This is a genomic window from Phaeobacter sp. G2 (assembly GCA_025163595.1).
Classification (GTDB): domain Bacteria; phylum Pseudomonadota; class Alphaproteobacteria; order Rhodobacterales; family Rhodobacteraceae; genus Pseudophaeobacter.
In genome coordinates, this window is record CP104100.1 from 645,033 (window position 1) to 662,300 (window position 17,268).

The window sequence follows — 17,268 nt, forward strand, 5'->3', positions numbered from 1 at the left end:
GATGAGGGCTCCGAAGCAGCAGCTCAGGCGGGGGATTAGCGGGTTGGAACGGGGGTTTCACCGCGATAGTCATAGAACCCGCGTTGGGTTTTGCGCCCCAGCCAGCCTGCTTCGACATATTTGGTGAGCAGTGGGCAGGGCCGGTATTTGGTATCGGCCAGACCTTCGTGCAGGACGTTCATAATGGCAAGGCAGGTGTCCAGGCCGATGAAGTCAGCCAGTTCCAGCGGGCCCATCGGGTGGTTGGCGCCAAGTTTCATCGACTCATCGATAGATTTGACCGAACCAACGCCTTCGTAAAGCGTATAGACCGCCTCGTTGATCATCGGCATCAGGATGCGGTTGACGATAAAGGCCGGGAAATCTTCGGCGCTGGCCGCAGTTTTGTCGAGGCGTTCAACCACAGTCCTGCAGCTGGCAAAGGTCTCTTCATCGGTGGCAATGCCGCGGATCAGTTCCACCAGTTGCATCACGGGCACCGGGTTCATGAAATGAAAGCCCATGAAGCGTTCGGGGCGATCCGTCCGGCTGGCCAGGCGGGTAATCGAAATGGATGAGGTGTTGGAGGTGAGAATCGTATGCGGCAGCAAATGCGGCTGCAGGTCCTCAAAAATCGCCTGCTTGACGGTTTCACGCTCGGTTGCGGCCTCGATCACCAGATCGGTGGCGCCGACGTCCGCCAGTGTCAGCGTTGTGGTGATCCGGGCCAGAGCCTCGGTGACATCTGTTTCGGAGATTTTTCCACGGCTGGCCTGACGCGCCATGTTTTTGTGAATCGCGCTAACCGCAGCATCCAGAGATTGCTGGTTAATGTCATTCAAAACAACATCATAGCCTGCCAATGCGGTGACATGTGCAATGCCATTTCCCATCTGGCCCGCGCCAATGATGCCGATCTTTTTGATATCCATGCCAGTGGCTCCCAGTTTGCCTGCTTGGCAACCTTATCGGTGGCCTTGGGGCAGACACAAGGCTGCACGCCTGGAATTTTAGGTGAAATTTAACTTTAGGGAATTTGCAATCTTTCGCCCCCAAAGTGATCCTTGGGTGAATAAAACGGTGGGAACTATGAGCTACGAAGCCAAAAGCGCAGGTGCGCTTTCGGGTGGAACGTGCTGCTATGCGGGATCACGCTTGCCAGTACGTGGCCCCCAAAGAGAATTAGACAGTCCATATATCGCTTTTCTTGGTGGGACAGAGGTATTTGGACGGTTTGTGAAGACTCCCTTTTCAGACGTTAGCGAATCTTTGTTAAAAACACCCTGTGTCAATCTGGCTGCGGTGAACGCAGGGTTGGACACCTTTGCCAGCGACAAGGTGCTGATGGAGGTTGCGCGGGGGGCGGACCTCTCTGTGGTGCAGGTGTTGGGGGCGCAGAATGTCTCAAACCGCTATTACCGGGTGCATCCACGGCGCAATGACCGCTTTTTGCAGGCGCAGCCTGCGCTCAAGACGCTGTTCCCTGAGGTGGACTATACCGAGTTCCACTTTAACAAACATTTGCTCACCACCCTGCAAGCGCTTTCTGAGGAGCGGTTTGCAGAGGTGCGTCGGCATCTTCAAGACACCTGGGTTGATCGCATGGCGCAGGTGATTGCGACACTGGAAGGGCGGGTTGTGCTGCTCTGGGTGCGCTATCGTCTGAAAGGCAATGCTACCTTCAACCACGAGCCGGTGCTGGTGGAGAACAGCATGATCCAGGCGCTGCAGGACCGCACCAAAGGCGTGGTGGAGGTCGATGTGGCGCCCGCTGGTCTGTTGGATGATTTTGACGGGATGACTATGGGCGCGCTGGACTTTCCTGCGGCCCAGCACATGTTGGGCCCCAATGAACACGCGCGCATTGGCTGCGCCCTGGCTGAGAAGCTGCAGAGCCTGCGCTGATCTCTGGAGCGCGGGTGCTGATAGCAGCGGGCGACATCGGTGGGTGACAGGGGCCGGGTTTCAGAACATGCAAACAAAAACGGGGCCAGCACTCAGTGCGGGCCCCGTTTGTTGTGGTGATGCAGTCTGGGATCGCCCCAGACTGCAACTGTTCGCTTAGCCGAGTTTTTCGGTCAGCTCAGGCACGGCTGCAAAGAGGTCGGCAACCAGGCCAAAGTCAGCAACCTGGAAGATGGGTGCTTCTTCGTCCTTGTTGATCGCGACGATCACTTTGGAGTCTTTCATGCCGGCCAGGTGCTGGATCGCACCAGAGATACCGATGGCGACATAGAGATCAGGCGCCACGACCTTACCGGTCTGGCCAACCTGCCAGTCGTTGGGCGCGTAGCCGGAATCGACCGCTGCCCGCGAGGCCCCAACCGCAGCGCCCAGCTTGTCAGCCAGACCTTCGATCAGTTTGAAGTCTTCCTCGGAACCAACGCCACGACCGCCGGACACAACAACGCCAGCCGAGGTCAGCTCGGGGCGGTCGGATTCGGCAACCTTGTCTTCGACCCACTCAGAGAGGCCGGGGTTTTCTGCAGCACCGATGGTGTCAACAGAGGCGGAGCCACCCTCGCCAGCGGCGTCAAAGGTCGCGGTGCGGAAAGAGATGACTTTCTTTGCATCCGAGGATTTGACGGTCTGGATGGCGTTGCCTGCGTAGATGGGGCGCTCGAAGGTGGAGCCGTCAACAACAGCTGTCACATCCGAGATCACCATCACGTCCAGCAGTGCGGCGACGCGGGGCAGAACGTTTTTGGCATCGGTGGTGGCAGGGGCAACGATGTGCTCGTAGTCACCAGCCAGCGAGGCGATCAGCGCCGCTGTGGGTTCCGCCAGGCGGTGGCCCAGGGATGCGTCTTCGGCAACCAGAACGCGTGAAACGCCAGCGATTTTGGCAGCTTCGGCACCGGCAGCGGCAGCAGATGCGCCAGCGGCCAGAACGGTCACGTCACCCAGAGCCGCAGCAGCTGTCACAGCCTTTGCGGTTGCGTCCAGCGCCAGGGCGCCATCGGTGACTTCAGCAAGGAGAAGAACAGCCATTACACAGCCCCCGCTTCTTTGAGTTTCTCGACCAGTTCATCAACAGAACCAACCATGATACCGGCGGCACGGGCCGCTGGCTCAGAGGTGGAAACCACTTCCAGGCGCGGCGTGACATCGACGCCGTAATCGGCGGCAGTCTTTTCGGCCATTGGTTTTTTCTTCGCCTTCATGATGTTTGGCAGCGAAGCATAGCGAGGCTCGTTCAGGCGCAGGTCAACGGTGACGATGGCGGGCATGTTCACCTTGATGGTCTGCAGACCGCCGTCCACTTCGCGGGTCACAACGGCCTTGTCGCCATCGATGTCCAGCTCAGAGGCAAAGGTCCCCTGCGACCAGCCCAGCAGGGCGGAGAGCATCTGACCAGTGGCGTTCATGTCGTTGTCGATCGCCTGCTTGCCAGCCAGAACCAGGCCGGGCTGCTCTTCTTCGACGACGGCTTTGAGGATCTTGGCAACCGCGAGCGGCTCGATGTCGCTGTGAACATCGTCAGCAGCAACAACCAGGATGGCGCGGTCGGCACCCATAGCCAGAGCCGTGCGCAGGGTTTCCTGAGCCTGCTTCACGCCGATGGATACAGCAATGACTTCTTCAGCCTTTCCTGCTTCCTTGAGGCGGATGGCCTCTTCGACAGCGATTTCGTCGAAGGGGTTCATCGACATTTTGACGTTGGCGAGATCGACACCGCTTCCATCCGCTTTGACGCGGACTTTCACGTTATAGTCAATCACGCGTTTGACAGGCACGAGTACCTTCATTTTGCGTTCTCTCCTTAACAAACGGCACGCCGCCGAAACGGGCACCCTCTATGCTCTCGCGCTGTTGATACCGGGTCAGTCCCGGGCACAACAGAGAAAAATCGTCACGTTGCAGGTCGCAGACGTCGTGTTTTGTCTTTTGACACGACAATCTTGCAAGAATGTTTCGTGATGGCGGCTTACATTTTGCAAGATAGCCCGAAACCAAGCTGGCGGTTTGCTCCGGTGTGACAGTCCCGGAGCAGGGATTTGGTAGGCGCGAATCGCCCCTGCTGTCGATGGGGTTTACCCCAAGGTGACGCTGCGGCGCAGCATGTGACGCAGGGTGCTTTTGCTGCAGGACGGGCCGCAGCCCGCGCCGGGGGGGGCTCAGCGATTGGCGCCGGGCACCCAAAGCACATCCTTGGCGCCATTGTCATTGGCCTGACGGGAGGCAACAAAGAACCAGTCAGACAGGCGGTTCAGATAGGTCGCCACCACCGGGTTGATCTCTTCGACCATGGCCAGCTCTGTTGTCAGCCGTTCGGCGCGGCGGGCCACGGTGCGACAGACATGCAGATGCGCCGCCAGGGCGCTGCCGCCGGGCAGCACAAAGCTGCGCAGTGGCGCCAGTGCTTTGTTCATTCCGTCAATCTCGCTCTCGAGCCGATCGACCTGGGATTGCACAACGCGCAGGGGCGGGTACTCGGCTTCGGCGTCTTTTGCCATTTCGGGGCGGCACAGGTCGGCGCCCAGATCAAAAAGATCGTTCTGAATGCGCGACAGGGCGGCATCCATGTCACCGCTGGCCTCCAGACGGGCGACGCCGATAAAGGCGTTTAGCTCATCCGAGGTGCCATAGGCGTTCACCCGGGCATCATGTTTGGCAACGCGTGCGCCATTGCCAAGCGCGGTATCGCCCTTATCGCCCGTGCGGGTGTAGATCTTGTTCAGAACAACCATGATTACTGCCCTCCCTGGCCGCGCAGGTAAACATAGGCCACCAAAAGCGCCACGGCGATGAATTGGAACAACAGCCGCAGCCGCATCAGCTTGTTGGCGTATTTCTGGTTGAAGGCGCCGCCTTTGCCAAAGCCGCCAAGCCCGAGAATCAGCACCACAACCACAGCCGCTATCGCCAGCACGGCCAGAATATAAAGCGGATCACCCATTGATGTTTTCCTTCGCGTTTGCCTGGGCTCTGGTCTAGCCTGTGCCGCCAGCCTTGGCGACAGCCAATTGCCTATTTAAGCCGCGCCAGGATGCGGTCAATTGCCCGAGTTGTCAGGATACGGCGCAGCACACCGGCGACATAGGTCGGGGTGGTTACATAATAGCGCGGCCGGGGGCGCGGCGATTCGCAGGCGTGGATCAGCTTGGCAGTCACCGCGCTCGCTGGCAGTTCGAACTGATCCGGCCCGGTGCTCTCATAGAGCCGCTTGAGCAACTTTTTCTCATAGAGGGGACGAAAGGGCGAATTCTGCCAGTCGATGAAGCGTTCAAAATGGGGGATGGCATTTTCGCGGAATTTTGAGGTCACCGGGCCGGGTTCAATCAGGGCGACTTTGATATCCGTGTCGAGCAGTTCCACCCGCAGCGTGTCGGTGAGCCCTTCAATGGCAAATTTTGTCGCCACATAGGCGCCGCGCCAGGGAAAAGAGACCAGCCCCAGAATGGATGAGTTCTGCACGATGCGGCCATGGCCCTGCGCCCGCATCACTGGCAGCACCTGCCGGGTCAGGTCGTGCCAGCCAAAGACATTGGTTTCAAAGATCTCGCGCAGACCCTCGGTGGCGAGATCTTCTACCGCGCCCGGCAGGCCGTGGGCGCCATTGTTGAACAGTGCATCCAATGTGCCACCCGTGGCCTGCAGGACCTCTGCCAGCCCGGAGGTGATGCTGTGTTCGTCGGCGTAGTCGATGCGCGGGCTGTCAAAGCCTTCGGCCTGCAACCTGTCGCAGTCCGCCTGTTGACGGCAGGAGGCAAAGACCCGCCAGCCGCGATCCCGCATGGCACGGGCGGCGTCCAGGCCAATCCCAGAGGAGCAGCCGGTGATCAGAATTGATTTGTGCATCTGGTGACCCTGTTTCTGAATGTCCGGCCTTGAGACAGGCCCAGTTCAGAGGGTTATGAGCGTTTCTTGCTCACCAGGGAAGCGGCAACCCACCCCACCTTGGTGCCGGCACGGTTTCTGAGCTGCAGCCAGCCTGTGCCGCTGTCCTCCATGATGAGAACCTCATCGCCAGCCAAGAGCCGCGCTGTGACAGGATAGATGGTGCCCGGACCCTGGCGCATGTTGACGCGCGAGGCGCGGATTTCGCGAATATCAAGATAGCTTTCAACCGGGATCAACGGCTGCGCGGGTTCCGCTCCTGTCAGCCCGGTGTTCAGCACGACCCCGCCATTGGTGCCACCAAGATTTCCACCAGCGGCAGGGCGGGTTGTCATCGCGGCTAGTCCACCCTGGATATTGTCCATGTGCAACAGGCCGGTTTCAGCCGTCGGAGCAAAGGCGCTGGTAGAGCTGTGCAGGCTAGCCCCGGCGGAGGCGATTTTGTCCAGGGCAACAGCCTGACGATGGGCCGGATCCGGTATGGGCCGGGAATTGGGCTCTGGCTGGGAGGGAGAGGCCGCTGCCTGCTGCAGGCCCGGTTGCAGCACAGGCGCTGTGACCAGAGTTGCGGCGCGAATTTTTGCGCTGCGTTGGAATGTGCTGGCTGCCGGTGTGGGAGTGTCCAGGGTCGCAGATGTGCTGGCGACTTTGAGCAGGTTTTCAGGCGGGCGTTCGGGCGCTACAAAATCGCCGCCGCCGCTGAACTCGTAAAACCCCCAGCCCAAAAAGGCAAAAGACACAATAACCAAGCGCGACATAGCGCATCCCCCTGAACAATAAATCAATAGCGGCAAATATTGGCAGCGAGTCCAAATGATCTGGAACAAGACATCGGACCACCGCGGCAGCACCAAAGGCCGCCATAGCCTAAACTGATCCCGTTAATATAGTTCAAAGCGCGACGGAGCACAGGGGAGACTGCCGGGGCTTCTCCCCCTTTTGTGCGCTCAACCCCAAAACCAGGGCGGGAGCAGGGGGGCGGCATGCTGGAAATGCACCACCTGGCGCAAGCCGGTGGATAAATATGAACCATCGCTTTACCGCAGCAGATGGGAGAAGTATCACCAAAGCATGAGCGACACCCAAGATGATACCAATGCCCCGCTGCCGCAAAACGGCGAGATCCTTGAACCCCTGCGCCGCGCCATTGGTGAGCGCTATCTTACCTATGCGCTGAGCACCATCATGCACCGGGCCTTGCCCGATGCGCGCGATGGGCTAAAGCCGGTGCACCGGCGGATCCTCTACGCCATGAGTCGGCTGCGGCTCAGCTCGACCGGCGGATTTTTGAAATCGGCGAAGATTTCCGGCGATACCATGGGCGATTTCCACCCCCATGGTGATGCGGCGATCTATGATGCCATGGCGCGTCTGGCGCAGGAGTTCAACGTCCGCTACCCGCTGGTCGATGGCCAGGGGAACTTTGGCAATATCGACGGCGATAACCCGGCGGCCTCGCGCTATACTGAGGCGCGTATGACCTTTGTCGCCGAGGCGATGCTCGAAGGGTTGGCTGAGGATTCGGTTGATTTTCGCGACAACTATGATGGCCGCCTGACGGAACCCGCCGTTCTACCGGCAACCTTCCCGAATATCCTGGCCAATGGTGCCGCCGGGATTGCCGTGGGCATGGCCACCAATATTCCGCCGCATAACATTGCGGAACTGATTGACGCCTGTATCCACCTGATCAAATCACCAGGGGCCGATGATGACACCCTGCTGAAATATGTGCCGGGACCGGATTTCCCCACTGGTGGCATCATTGTCGAACCCCGCGACAATATCGCCAAGGCCTATCGCACCGGGCGCGGCTCCTTCCGGCTGCGCTGCACCCATGAGGTCGAGGATCTGGGCCGGGGCCAGTGGCAGATTGTTGTCACCGAAATCCCCTATCAGGTGCAAAAGTCCAAACTGATCGAAAAGATCGCCGAGCTGATCCAGACCAAGAAGGTGCCCATCCTGGCGGATGTGCGCGACGAATCGGCCGAAGACATCCGCATCGTGCTGGAACCCAAATCAAAGAACGTCGATCCGGACGTGCTGATGAACATGATGTTCCGCAACTCGGATCTTGAGCTGCGCTTTAGCCTCAACATGAATGTTCTGATCGACGGCGTGACCCCCAAGGTCTGCTCGATGAAGGAGGTGCTGCGCGCCTTCCTGGATCACCGGCGCGACGTGTTGCAGCGCCGGTCCGAGTACCGCATGGGCAAGATCGATCACCGGCTGGAAGTGCTGGATGGTTTTATCATCGCCTTCCTCAATCTGGACCGGGTGATTGATATCATCCGCTATGACGAGGATCCCAAATCCGCCCTGATGCGGGAAAACTGGGATCTGGACCATCCGCGCGCCTATGAAGAGTCGGATTACGTCACCCCCGCCGCCGGGGAGGGCCAGTTGAGCGAAGTCCAGGCGGAGGCGATTCTCAACATGCGGCTGCGCTCGTTGCGTCGTCTCGAAGAGGTGGAGCTGACCAAGGAACGCGACGCCCTGCGCGAAGAGCGCGCTGGGCTGGTTGAGCTGTTGGGCTCCGACGATCTGCAGTGGAGCAAGATCACCGAGCAGCTGCGCGCCACCAAAAAGCAATTTGGCAAAGACTATGTCGGTGGAGCCCGCCGCACCCGGTTTGGCGAGGCCGGCGAGGTCGAAGAGGTGCCGCTGGAGGCGATGATCGACCGCGAACCGATCACCGTTGTCTGTTCGCAGATGGGCTGGATCCGGGCGATGACCGGCCATATCGACCTCAATCGCGAGCTGAAGTTCAAAGATGGCGATGGTGCTCGCTTCATCTTTCATGCGGAAACCACCGATCGGCTGCTGGTCTTTGGCAGCAATGGCCGCTTTTACACCGTCAGCGCCGCCAATCTGCCCGGCGGACGTGGCATGGGCGAGCCCCTGCGTCTGATTGTGGATCTGCCCAATGAGGTCGAGATCGTCGACATTCTGATCCACAATCCCGAAGGACGCCTGCTGGTGGCCTCTTCGGCGGGCAATGGGTTTATCTGCGCGGAAAAAGAGATCGTGGCGCAGACCCGCAGCGGCAAACAGGTGCTGAACGTCAAAGATGACGATCGCGCGCAGATCTGTATCCCGGTGACCGGCGATCACGTGGCGATTGTCTCGGAAAACGGCAAATTCCTGGTCTTCTCGGTGGAGGAGATGCCAGAACTCAGCCGTGGCAAGGGCGTGCGGTTGCAGAAATACAATATGGCGCGCGGCAAGCAGGGCTCGCTTGAACTGGACGGTGGGCTCAGCGATATCACCACCTTCAACTGGGACGAGGGTATTTCCTGGGAAATGGGCGGTGGCAAGACGCGCCATGAAACCGACCTTAGCCAGTGGCTGGGCAAACGTGCCGGTATCGGCAAGCGCCCACCCTATGGCTTCCCGCGGGACTACAAGTTCAAATGATCGGACGTTTTTCGCCTATGATCTGTGACCCTTAGGCCACCGACCCTGCCAGAGCCGCCGCTTTCGGTTTACCGATTGGGCGGCTCTGGTCTATCTGATGCTAGATCAAAACCCATAGTTCCTACCTGATGAGGCCCTTGATGTTCCGAATCCTTGCTCTTTTGGCCTCTATGGTCCTGCTGGCTGCCTGCGAAGAAACCCAATTGAACGAGGCCAAAGAAGATCTTGGCGACTTCAATATGCGGGTCTCATTTGTCTATACCGAGAAGGCGCTGCAATGGCCGCTGTCCCGCGCCGCCGAGCCTTCGGAATGGAATGAGCCCATCGAGCGCGCTCTTGAGGCCCGTTTGGGGCGCTACTCGGGCAGCGGAAAGTACGATGTGGCCATCACCCTTGAGGGCTTTTTGCTGGCCACCGGCGGCATTCCGGTGCTGGTGAACCCCAAAAGCGCCGCCGTAGTGAATGTCTTTGTCTATGATGTCAGCACCAAGACCTATCTCCTGAAAGAGCATCAAATGAAGATCTTTGAGGACACCACCGGCGAGAGCGCCATCATTGGATCGGGCTACAGCCGCACCAAGGCTGAGCAGATCGACGGGCTGGCGCTCAAAATCGTTGATGGTCTGGAAGAATACATGGCCAAGCAACGTGTCGAAAAAGGCTGGTTTGGCGGGGACAGTGCCGCTGAGGAAAACACCGATTCCGCAGCTGTGCCAGACCAGGTTGAAGCTACTCCTGACACAGCGCCTGTTGCAGAGTAAAAACAGGCGAGCCGAAGATCGCCAAAAGCTGCTTGATCAATCAGGTACGGGTTGATTTTCCTCTCCAAACCAAATATGCGGCCCGCGCAGAGGAAATCTTTGGGTCGGTTGTCGGCCCTCTCTTTCAAAAGGGCGCCTAGAGAATGGCTAAGGAAAAGTTTGAACGTAATAAGCCGCACGTCAACATCGGCACCATCGGCCACGTTGACCACGGTAAAACCACTCTGACCGCAGCGATCACCAAATACTTTGGTGACTTCAAAGCCTACGACCAGATCGACGGCGCACCAGAAGAAAAAGCCCGCGGCATCACCATCTCGACGGCGCACGTTGAGTATGAAACCGAGACCCGCCACTACGCGCACGTCGACTGCCCCGGCCACGCTGACTATGTGAAAAACATGATCACCGGTGCGGCGCAGATGGATGGCGCCATCCTGGTTGTGAACGCGGCTGACGGCCCAATGCCTCAGACCCGTGAGCACATCCTGCTGGGTCGCCAGGTTGGCATCCCTTACATGGTTGTCTTCATGAACAAAGTTGACCAGGTCGACGATGAAGAGCTGCTCGAGCTGGTTGAAATGGAAATCCGTGAGCTGCTGTCCTCGTATGAGTACCCAGGCGACGATATTCCTATCATCGCAGGTTCCGCTCTGGCGGCGATGGAAGGCACCAGCCCTGAAATCGGCGAAGAGAAAATCAAAGAGCTGATGAAAGCCGTTGACGAGTACATCCCTACTCCTGCACGTGCCGTTGACCAGCCCTTCCTGATGCCTGTTGAAGACGTGTTCTCGATCTCTGGTCGTGGTACCGTTGTGACCGGCCGTGTTGAGCGTGGCGTGATCAATGTTGGCGACAGCATCGAAATCGTTGGCATCAAAGACACTCAGACCACCACCTGTACTGGTGTTGAAATGTTCCGCAAGCTGCTGGATCGCGGTGAAGCCGGCGACAACATCGGCGCCCTGCTGCGCGGTATCGACCGTGAAGCTGTTGAGCGTGGCCAGGTTCTGTGTGCACCTAAGTCGGTGAACCCACACACCAAATTCGAAGCCGAAGCCTATATCCTGACCAAGGATGAAGGTGGTCGTCACACGCCGTTCTTCGCCAACTACCGTCCTCAGTTCTACTTCCGGACTACTGACGTCACTGGCACCGTGACACTGCCCGAAGGCACCGAAATGGTTATGCCAGGCGACAACCTGAAGTTCGACGTTGAACTGATCGCCCCCATCGCGATGGAAGCCGGTCTGCGCTTCGCCATCCGCGAAGGCGGCCGCACCGTTGGTGCCGGCGTTGTGTCCAAAATCACCGAGTAAAGGTCGAGTTTCCATAGGAAACTCTGGCCAGTGGTGACAGGGTATTCGCGCCAAGGCGCGAATGTCCCGAAAACCACACAGGTGAATTCTACAAAAGGGCGCCCCAAGGGGCGCCCTTTTGCATTGCTACCGCAGCAGGTGGGGGGCAGCATAGGGAGCAGGAACAGGACGTCGACGGTTCCCGAGGGGAAGACTAAATGCAGGTTTTAAAGTTTCTGTTCTGGATTCTGGTGGGGTGGCAAGGCGCCCTGGTGATCTGGCTGTTCAAACGTGTGCCATGGTGGGCCTTCTTTTTTCTGGCCTATTTCCTGCTAAGGCTCATGGGGCCAGAGTACGCAAAATACCAAATTGCGATGGAGAATGTCGTCGCTGATACCGATTCCCCACGCGCGCCGCTTGTATTGGTCGAAGACTTTGACGCCAGTCGAGATCTTGGTCCGATGAATGAAATTTTGGTTCAGGCCAGATGGTCCGAGGACCTGCCCGCCATCGCTTTTGATGGGGTATCCGTTATGGACTTCACAGTGCTCCCACTGTTGTCCACCGCCGAGGATCGGATTGCGGGGCTCGCCTTTGCCGGAAAGAGCGAGCGCGAGCAGCTGTTGCATCTGGTTCGCGCAGGTTTAGAGGCAGGGGCGCAGCTGCCGCTGCATGGGCGCTATGACAACGTGCCTTTTACCGACCAGCGCGTGCAAAAGGAGTTACAGCGCTATCGCAGCAGGTTCAATCGCTTGGGTTACGAGATTGGGGAGCATCTGGTCCTCATCAGCCCCTATCTGGACGGGCGCCGCGCAGAATTGGTGCGGGCAGCGGAAGCCAATAGATTCTGGGCGCGTGTGTTGATGGTCCTGGCGGGCCTCAGCCTTGTCTTTGGCACTGTAAAGCTTGTGCAAAAGCGCCGATCTGCCGCGGGCAAGGTCAGCATTGGCAGCTCTTGAAGTCGAACCTCTTAGGTTGAGGCTAAGGGGGCTTCCTGAGGTTGCTCTGCTATCTTGGTTCGGGGGGGCGCCCGACTGCGAGATCGGCCCGATCGGTGATCTCATCCAGCGCGGCTTGCAGGCTGAGCCGCAGGGCCTCGGCCTCGGCCTCGCTGGGCTTCTTCGGCACCGGGTCGGTCCATTCCTGGCAGATCAACACGCCGCGCGAAAAGGGCAGGGGCAACATCTGTTTGTCCCAGGTGGGCATTTTCAGCACCCGGCGTTCGGCAAAAGCGACGGTAAAGACCCGGCAGCCGGTCATCCGCGCCCAGGTGATGGGAACCCCAGAGCTGACACGCGCAGGGCCACGGGGGCCATCTGCGGCAATGCCGATGGAGCAGCCCTCTTTGGTACGGCGCAGCACTTCGCGAGACAGGGCAACATGGCGTTTGTGGCTCGACATCGGGATGGTTTCAAACCCCAGGCGCACCAGGATCTGCCCGGCCAACCGCCCGGCGCGTGCCGCGGATGTCAGGGCGCAGATGCGGCCCAAAGAGGTGTCAAAGATAAAGGGCGCCATAATCAACCGCTGATGCCAAAGCACAAAAATCACCGGCGCGCCGCTGGCCACAGCCGCATCCATGTCTTCACAGCCAGAGCGCTGCCAGCGCGATGTCCGGAAGGCAAAGCTAACATAGCGGGCAAAGAGCCCTTCAATCATCCGATTGAAACGAGGGCTGTCGGCAATTTTCTTTCGTAGGCTCAAAAGTCGATCCCTTTTTCGACTGTCATAGAATACTGAACCGGCAAGAGCCAGTCTGGTTGCGCATTGGGGCAAAAAGCCAAGGGTTTCTGCTGATTTCCCTCTTGCGAGTCAGCGAGAGGTGGCTTAGGAACACCGGCACTGCAGGGGTATAGCTCAGTTGGTAGAGCGACGGTCTCCAAAACCGTAGGTCTCGGGTTCGAACCCTGATGCCCCTGCCAGTAAAATAAGGGCTTACGGCCCTTTTCGATCTGTCCTAAAAAACAGCTTCCCACAAAGTTTCCCGCGGTCACGTTTTGTTCTGTTCGCGCAGTGCTTTAGCCTGCTTGGCTAGGATTTTTTGACTCGCGCCGCGTGAATTCTTCTGGATCATGGACAAAATTTTGTGCCCCGTGATGGCAGCGATTTGATGGTCGGTACATGTTCTGATCAAACCGAAATCTGTGCAGCCCCCAACGCCGTAACCAGAAACCGTGCTCCACTTGCGCTCCAGTCTCCCGGAAACTGGTGCGGCGCGCCAACGAGGCTTGATTGCCACGAAATCAGTCATCAACCTCACAACGGCGGCATTCTACTTGGGGAAAATTGGTTTATCGGGTTCTATTACGCGTTATGACGCGATGCCGTTCGGTGGCAAAACCTTGGAAAGTGGGCGAAATGGCCAAGTTTATTCTTCACGTGGGCGATGCCAAATGTGGCAGCACTTCGATTCAAGGCAGCTTAAAGCAGGCGCGCGCGTCGTTGTTGGAAAATGGGCTGGTTTATGAAACAGGCAGCTCTGGATCCAATCATATCGATTTGGTCCGGCTTGTCCGTCCGCACTCCCGGGGCAACCTCGAAGAGTCGCTCGTGCGTGGCAAAGAAATCGTTGAAAGCCTTCGCGCCACTTTGAAAAAGGATCAGACGGTTTTGCTCTCGGCTGAAAACCTGCTGGCCCTGCCCCCCGAAGAGTTTTTGCCCATTCTTAGGCAGATCTCCCCCGAAGACCCTGAGATCAAGGTGATCGCCTACGTGCGCGCACCAACGGACATGTATTTGTCTTATGCGCAACAGGCGCTGAAAGGGAATCGATATTTCCCGAAACCTGAAAGCTTTCATCGGCCATTGGACCGGTTTCTGAGCGCATGGCGTGACTTTCCGTTTGTTTCGGAGTTTTGGGTGCGGCCATTTGATCGCAAACGCCTGGCGGGAGGAGATGTGACCGAGGATTTCGCAGGCGTTCTGCAGGAGCTCACGGGGCGAGAGATTGCATTACCGCAGACGGCGCGCAACCGGTCCCTCTCAGCAGAGCAAATGATTGTTCTGCAGAACCTGAGACGTTCCGTGTTGCCTGATCACGATGGTAAGCTACACCCGATCAGTGGGCGCTACATTCGCTGGTTTCTGCAGTTGAATAAGGTCGAGATGATTGGACACAAGCCGGCTCTGTCAGGGGCAGCCTGCGGCGCAGTGGCCAAGGTGAACCGGGGAATGGTTGCGCGTCTCAATGCCCTGTTTCCTGGCGTCGATATGGTGTTGCGTGAGGGCGATGCCACAACGTGGAAGTGCGGGGCGGATGTCGCAGACCTCCTGGCGGATTCTTCGCCTGAAACCGTTTCGCAGCTGACCAGCCTTATGCCGCATTTTTCGCCAGAGTTGCATCAGGGCATGACTGCTCAGGCGCGCAATGCGCTGGAGGCGCTGCTTTCATCCGATCCCGAAAGGCGCCGCAAGCAGTTGCGCCTGACGAAACAGATGTTGCGCGACAGCGATTGTGTCCCGGCGGCGCGTGTTATTCGCCCCAAACTGTTGCGTGTGCTCGCGCCCGACTAATGCGCAACAAAAGGCGCGGCTACAAGTCTATCTGTATTCCCCTCAGGGGGCGGAAACAGCCGGTGCGACGGATGGTGTGCGCAAGGGCCAATGAGGTGGTGTTGCACCCAAGGCAGGTGAGTCTGTCACATCTATATGGGCAGGCGGAAGCCCCTGCAGATAGCGCTCATGGGCCATGTCAAACCCCTGCTCCAGACTCCGGGTGAAGCCTGTGGTGTCAAACAGGGGCGCAGAGCGGCGATTGCGCTGCAGCTTGCTGCGCAGAGCGGCCAGTGCGTCCGGGTCTCTGGCCAGCTCCAGAGCGCGGGCCTCGTATTCGGCGGCGGATTTGGTGATCATCTCCGGCAGCCCCATGGCGCTGACCAGGCTGGCCCCAACCCGCGAGGCGAACTGACGCCCTGGCATGGTCAGGACTGGCAGTCCGGCCCAGAGCGCATCACTGGCTGTTGTATGGGCGTTGACCACAAAGGTATCGAGAAACAGATCTGCGGCCTGGTGTCGGGCCAGGTGTTCTTCCTGGGCGATGCGGGGGGCAAAGATCAGACGGTCAGGATCCTGGCCGCGCGCTGCGGCTTCGCGGCGCAAATTCTGTTTGGAGCTGTCGCTGCAGTCCAGCAGCCAAAGAACACTGTCCTCAACCTGGTCAAGCAGGCGCATCCAGATGTCAAATTCGACTGGGGTGATCTTGTAGCTGCTGTTGAAGGAGCAGAACACAAAGCCACCGTCTGGCAAGCCGCAGTCCTTGCGGGTGTACTGGTGACCCGACAGCGGCCGTTTGTCATCATTGACCTGATAGCTGTGCGGCAGGCGGATGAGATGTTCTTCGAAATAGCGCTCGCTGCCGACAGGGCAGGTGACGTGATCGCCAATAAAGTAATCTATGGCGGTGCTGCCCAGGGTTCCTGGAAAGCCAAGATAGGATATGTGGGTTGGGGCCAGGCGATTGGCAAACAGGGTTGTGCGGTTGTTGCCGGTGAACCCCTTCAGGTCGATGGCGATGTCCAACCCATCTGCGATCACCAGCTCAGTTGCCGCGGCGTCAGAGAGTTTGCTGATGTCCTTGAATCTGGTGACGGCCTGGCTGACGCGGCGGCGCATGGCGTCTTCGGGTTCTGGGTCAAAAGAATAGGCAATGATGTCAAAACGGCTTTGATCATGGGCCTCAAACAGTCCTGCCATCAGACGCATCGTAGCGTGATCATGATAGTCGGAAGAGAAATAACCGATGCGCAGCCGGTCGGGGCGCTCGGCCCCCATGAGTTCAACAGGCAGAGGCTTTGCAGGGGCGACCTTGGGAAGGAGCGTGTTTGCATAGGCCTGGGTGCGCAAGCGCAAGAGGTCTGGGTTGTCCTCAAAGGTGAGTGAGGCAAAGGCAGAGCAAGCCTTGCTCGTCAGCCCAAGCTGACGACGCACCCGTTGATATTCCTCAATCCAGCTCCAGTCATTCAGATGTGCCTGCACGTGCAATTTATCGGCCCGGGTGCGATCGTCGCCGGGATCGGCGTTTAGGATGGTCTCAAATCGTTTGATGGCGGCCTGTTTGTCCCCATCCAGAGATTGCAGCTGCGCCAGGTTGTATTGAGCACTCCGTAGCTCTGGGGCCAGTTTGGTGGCCTTCTCCAGCAAGGCCTTTGCCTGCTCCATGCGACCACTTTTGAGCAATACAGTGCTGTGGTTGAACAGAATTACCGGGTTTTCGGGTGCCAGCTTGGTGGCTTTTTCCAACAGTGGCTCCGCCTCGGCGATACGGCCCAGATCCATAAGCGTGTTTGCCATATTATTCAGGGCGCCCAGATTGGTGCCATCCAGCGAAAGGGCTTTGTGATAGAGCTCCAGGGCATTGTCAGTTTCCCCCTGTGCACGGCGCACATCGCCGAAGGCGGAGAGGGCGGACGGATCCTTTGGATTCAGTTCGCAAGCCATGTTCAGAATGGTTGCTGCCTCATCCAGATTTTTTGACTGGAGATGGCATTTGCCAAGGAGGGTCCAGAGAAAGGAAGACCTTTTGTGCGTGGTGAGAAGGGTGGTGCAGGCGCTTGCAACCTTGGCGTAATCGCCGCGTTCAAACGCAGCAGCCAGTTCTTTTTGCTGTTCCAGTGGAGGGTTGAGATCTTGCGCGATCTTCTTTTGTAAGCTGGCCAACGCCGCTTGAGCGCGGGCGTTTTTGGGAAACTTGGCAAGAATGTCGCCATAGATCTTGGCGGCGTCCTCATGTTTCTTTTTCCGTTCCAGTCGGTTTGCTTTGGTCATGGATACAGCGATATTCATGGAATCCTATCTCATAGTCACGCACAGAGCAGCCGGTCATCGTTCTGAGACTTTGAGGCTGCGTGTTCTGACGCTATTGCAAGGGAATTAAGATTGAGTTTCGACAAATTGATGTTGTGTTCCACAGCGGCAGGCGTCGGCATCTGCATCCGGGGTGGGGTCATTTCTGGACAGTGCAAAATGGTTTCCTG

The 17,268-nt window shown here is 58.3% G+C and carries 16 protein-coding genes and 1 tRNA gene; 7 read left to right on the forward strand and 10 right to left on the reverse strand.

The features are described 5' to 3' along the window. Window positions 1–35 precede the first annotated feature (35 nt). Entirely contained in the window at window positions 36–911 is an 876-nt protein-coding gene (locus tag N1037_03130) for a 3-hydroxybutyryl-CoA dehydrogenase (GenBank protein ID UWS80035.1), read from the reverse strand. A 157-nt stretch (window positions 912–1,068) separates the two neighbouring features. Here N1037_03130 and N1037_03135 point away from each other — a divergent pair, with 157 nt between their 5' ends. Continuing rightward, window positions 1,069–1,884, forward strand: a complete 816-nt coding sequence (locus N1037_03135) for a DUF6473 family protein (protein ID UWS80036.1) — start codon at window positions 1,069–1,071, stop codon at window positions 1,882–1,884. Between the two features lie 156 nt (window positions 1,885–2,040). Here N1037_03135 and N1037_03140 read toward each other — a convergent pair whose 3' ends face one another. From N1037_03140 to N1037_03165, 6 genes are all read right to left on the reverse strand, one after another. Then, window positions 2,041–2,970, reverse strand: coding sequence for an FAD-binding protein (locus N1037_03140; GenBank protein UWS80037.1), 930 nt, complete (start codon window positions 2,968–2,970; stop codon window positions 2,041–2,043). Continuing rightward, the gene (locus tag N1037_03145) at window positions 2,970–3,728 is read right to left on the reverse strand and encodes an electron transfer flavoprotein subunit beta/FixA family protein (protein UWS80038.1); all 759 of its coding nucleotides are present in this window, start codon (window positions 3,726–3,728) and stop codon (window positions 2,970–2,972) included. Before N1037_03145 ends, N1037_03140 begins: the two co-directional genes overlap by 1 nt. A gap of 369 nt (window positions 3,729–4,097) precedes the next feature. Then, window positions 4,098–4,670: a cob(I)yrinic acid a,c-diamide adenosyltransferase gene (locus N1037_03150; protein UWS80039.1), complete on the reverse strand. Its 573-nt coding sequence runs from the start codon at window positions 4,668–4,670 to the stop codon at window positions 4,098–4,100. A 2-nt stretch (window positions 4,671–4,672) separates the two neighbouring features. Beyond that, on the reverse strand, window positions 4,673–4,879 hold the full coding sequence (locus N1037_03155) for a twin transmembrane helix small protein (GenBank protein ID UWS80040.1): 207 nt from the start codon (window positions 4,877–4,879) through the stop codon (window positions 4,673–4,675). Window positions 4,880–4,950: 71 nt separating this feature from the next. Then, complete coding sequence (locus tag N1037_03160) at window positions 4,951–5,781, reverse strand: SDR family NAD(P)-dependent oxidoreductase (GenBank protein ID UWS80041.1); 831 nt, start codon at window positions 5,779–5,781, stop codon at window positions 4,951–4,953. A gap of 53 nt (window positions 5,782–5,834) precedes the next feature. Further along, entirely contained in the window at window positions 5,835–6,578 is a 744-nt protein-coding gene (locus N1037_03165; GenBank protein UWS80042.1) for an SH3 domain-containing protein, read from the reverse strand. A gap of 313 nt (window positions 6,579–6,891) precedes the next feature. On the opposite strand from N1037_03165, the gene parC reads away from it, so the two are divergent. The 4 genes from parC (at window position 6,892) to N1037_03185 (ending at window position 12,255) form a co-directional block, all read left to right on the forward strand. Next, entirely contained in the window at window positions 6,892–9,237 is a 2,346-nt protein-coding gene (gene parC, locus N1037_03170; protein ID UWS80043.1) for a DNA topoisomerase IV subunit A, read from the forward strand. 140 nt (window positions 9,238–9,377) lie between these two features. Next, window positions 9,378–9,998, forward strand: a complete 621-nt coding sequence (locus tag N1037_03175) for a hypothetical protein (GenBank protein UWS80044.1) — start codon at window positions 9,378–9,380, stop codon at window positions 9,996–9,998. 143 nt (window positions 9,999–10,141) lie between these two features. Beyond that, a complete protein-coding gene (tuf, locus tag N1037_03180) occupies window positions 10,142–11,317 on the forward strand; it encodes an elongation factor Tu (GenBank protein UWS80045.1) in 1,176 nt (391 codons plus the stop codon). A gap of 197 nt (window positions 11,318–11,514) precedes the next feature. Beyond that, the gene (locus N1037_03185) at window positions 11,515–12,255 is read left to right on the forward strand and encodes a hypothetical protein (GenBank protein ID UWS80046.1); all 741 of its coding nucleotides are present in this window, start codon (window positions 11,515–11,517) and stop codon (window positions 12,253–12,255) included. A 49-nt stretch (window positions 12,256–12,304) separates the two neighbouring features. Here N1037_03185 and N1037_03190 read toward each other — a convergent pair whose 3' ends face one another. After that, window positions 12,305–13,000, reverse strand: a complete 696-nt coding sequence (locus N1037_03190; protein ID UWS80047.1) for a DUF374 domain-containing protein — start codon at window positions 12,998–13,000, stop codon at window positions 12,305–12,307. 142 nt (window positions 13,001–13,142) lie between these two features. Between N1037_03190 and N1037_03195 the strand changes: the two genes are divergently transcribed. Next, window positions 13,143–13,218, forward strand: a tRNA-Trp gene (locus N1037_03195). Window positions 13,219–13,286: 68 nt separating this feature from the next. On the opposite strand, the gene N1037_03200 is transcribed toward N1037_03195, so the two are convergent. After that, window positions 13,287–13,547, reverse strand: coding sequence for a hypothetical protein (locus N1037_03200; protein ID UWS80048.1), 261 nt, complete (start codon window positions 13,545–13,547; stop codon window positions 13,287–13,289). A 98-nt stretch (window positions 13,548–13,645) separates the two neighbouring features. Between N1037_03200 and N1037_03205 the strand changes: the two genes are divergently transcribed. Then, window positions 13,646–14,809 carry a hypothetical protein gene (locus tag N1037_03205; protein UWS80049.1) on the forward strand — a complete coding sequence of 388 codons (1,164 nt, stop codon included), beginning with the start codon at window positions 13,646–13,648 and terminating at the stop codon, window positions 14,807–14,809. A gap of 42 nt (window positions 14,810–14,851) precedes the next feature. Here the strand turns inward: N1037_03205 and N1037_03210 are convergent, their stop codons facing one another. After that, window positions 14,852–17,077: a tetratricopeptide repeat protein gene (locus tag N1037_03210; GenBank protein UWS80050.1), complete on the reverse strand. Its 2,226-nt coding sequence runs from the start codon at window positions 17,075–17,077 to the stop codon at window positions 14,852–14,854. Window positions 17,078–17,268: the final 191 nt, after the last annotated feature.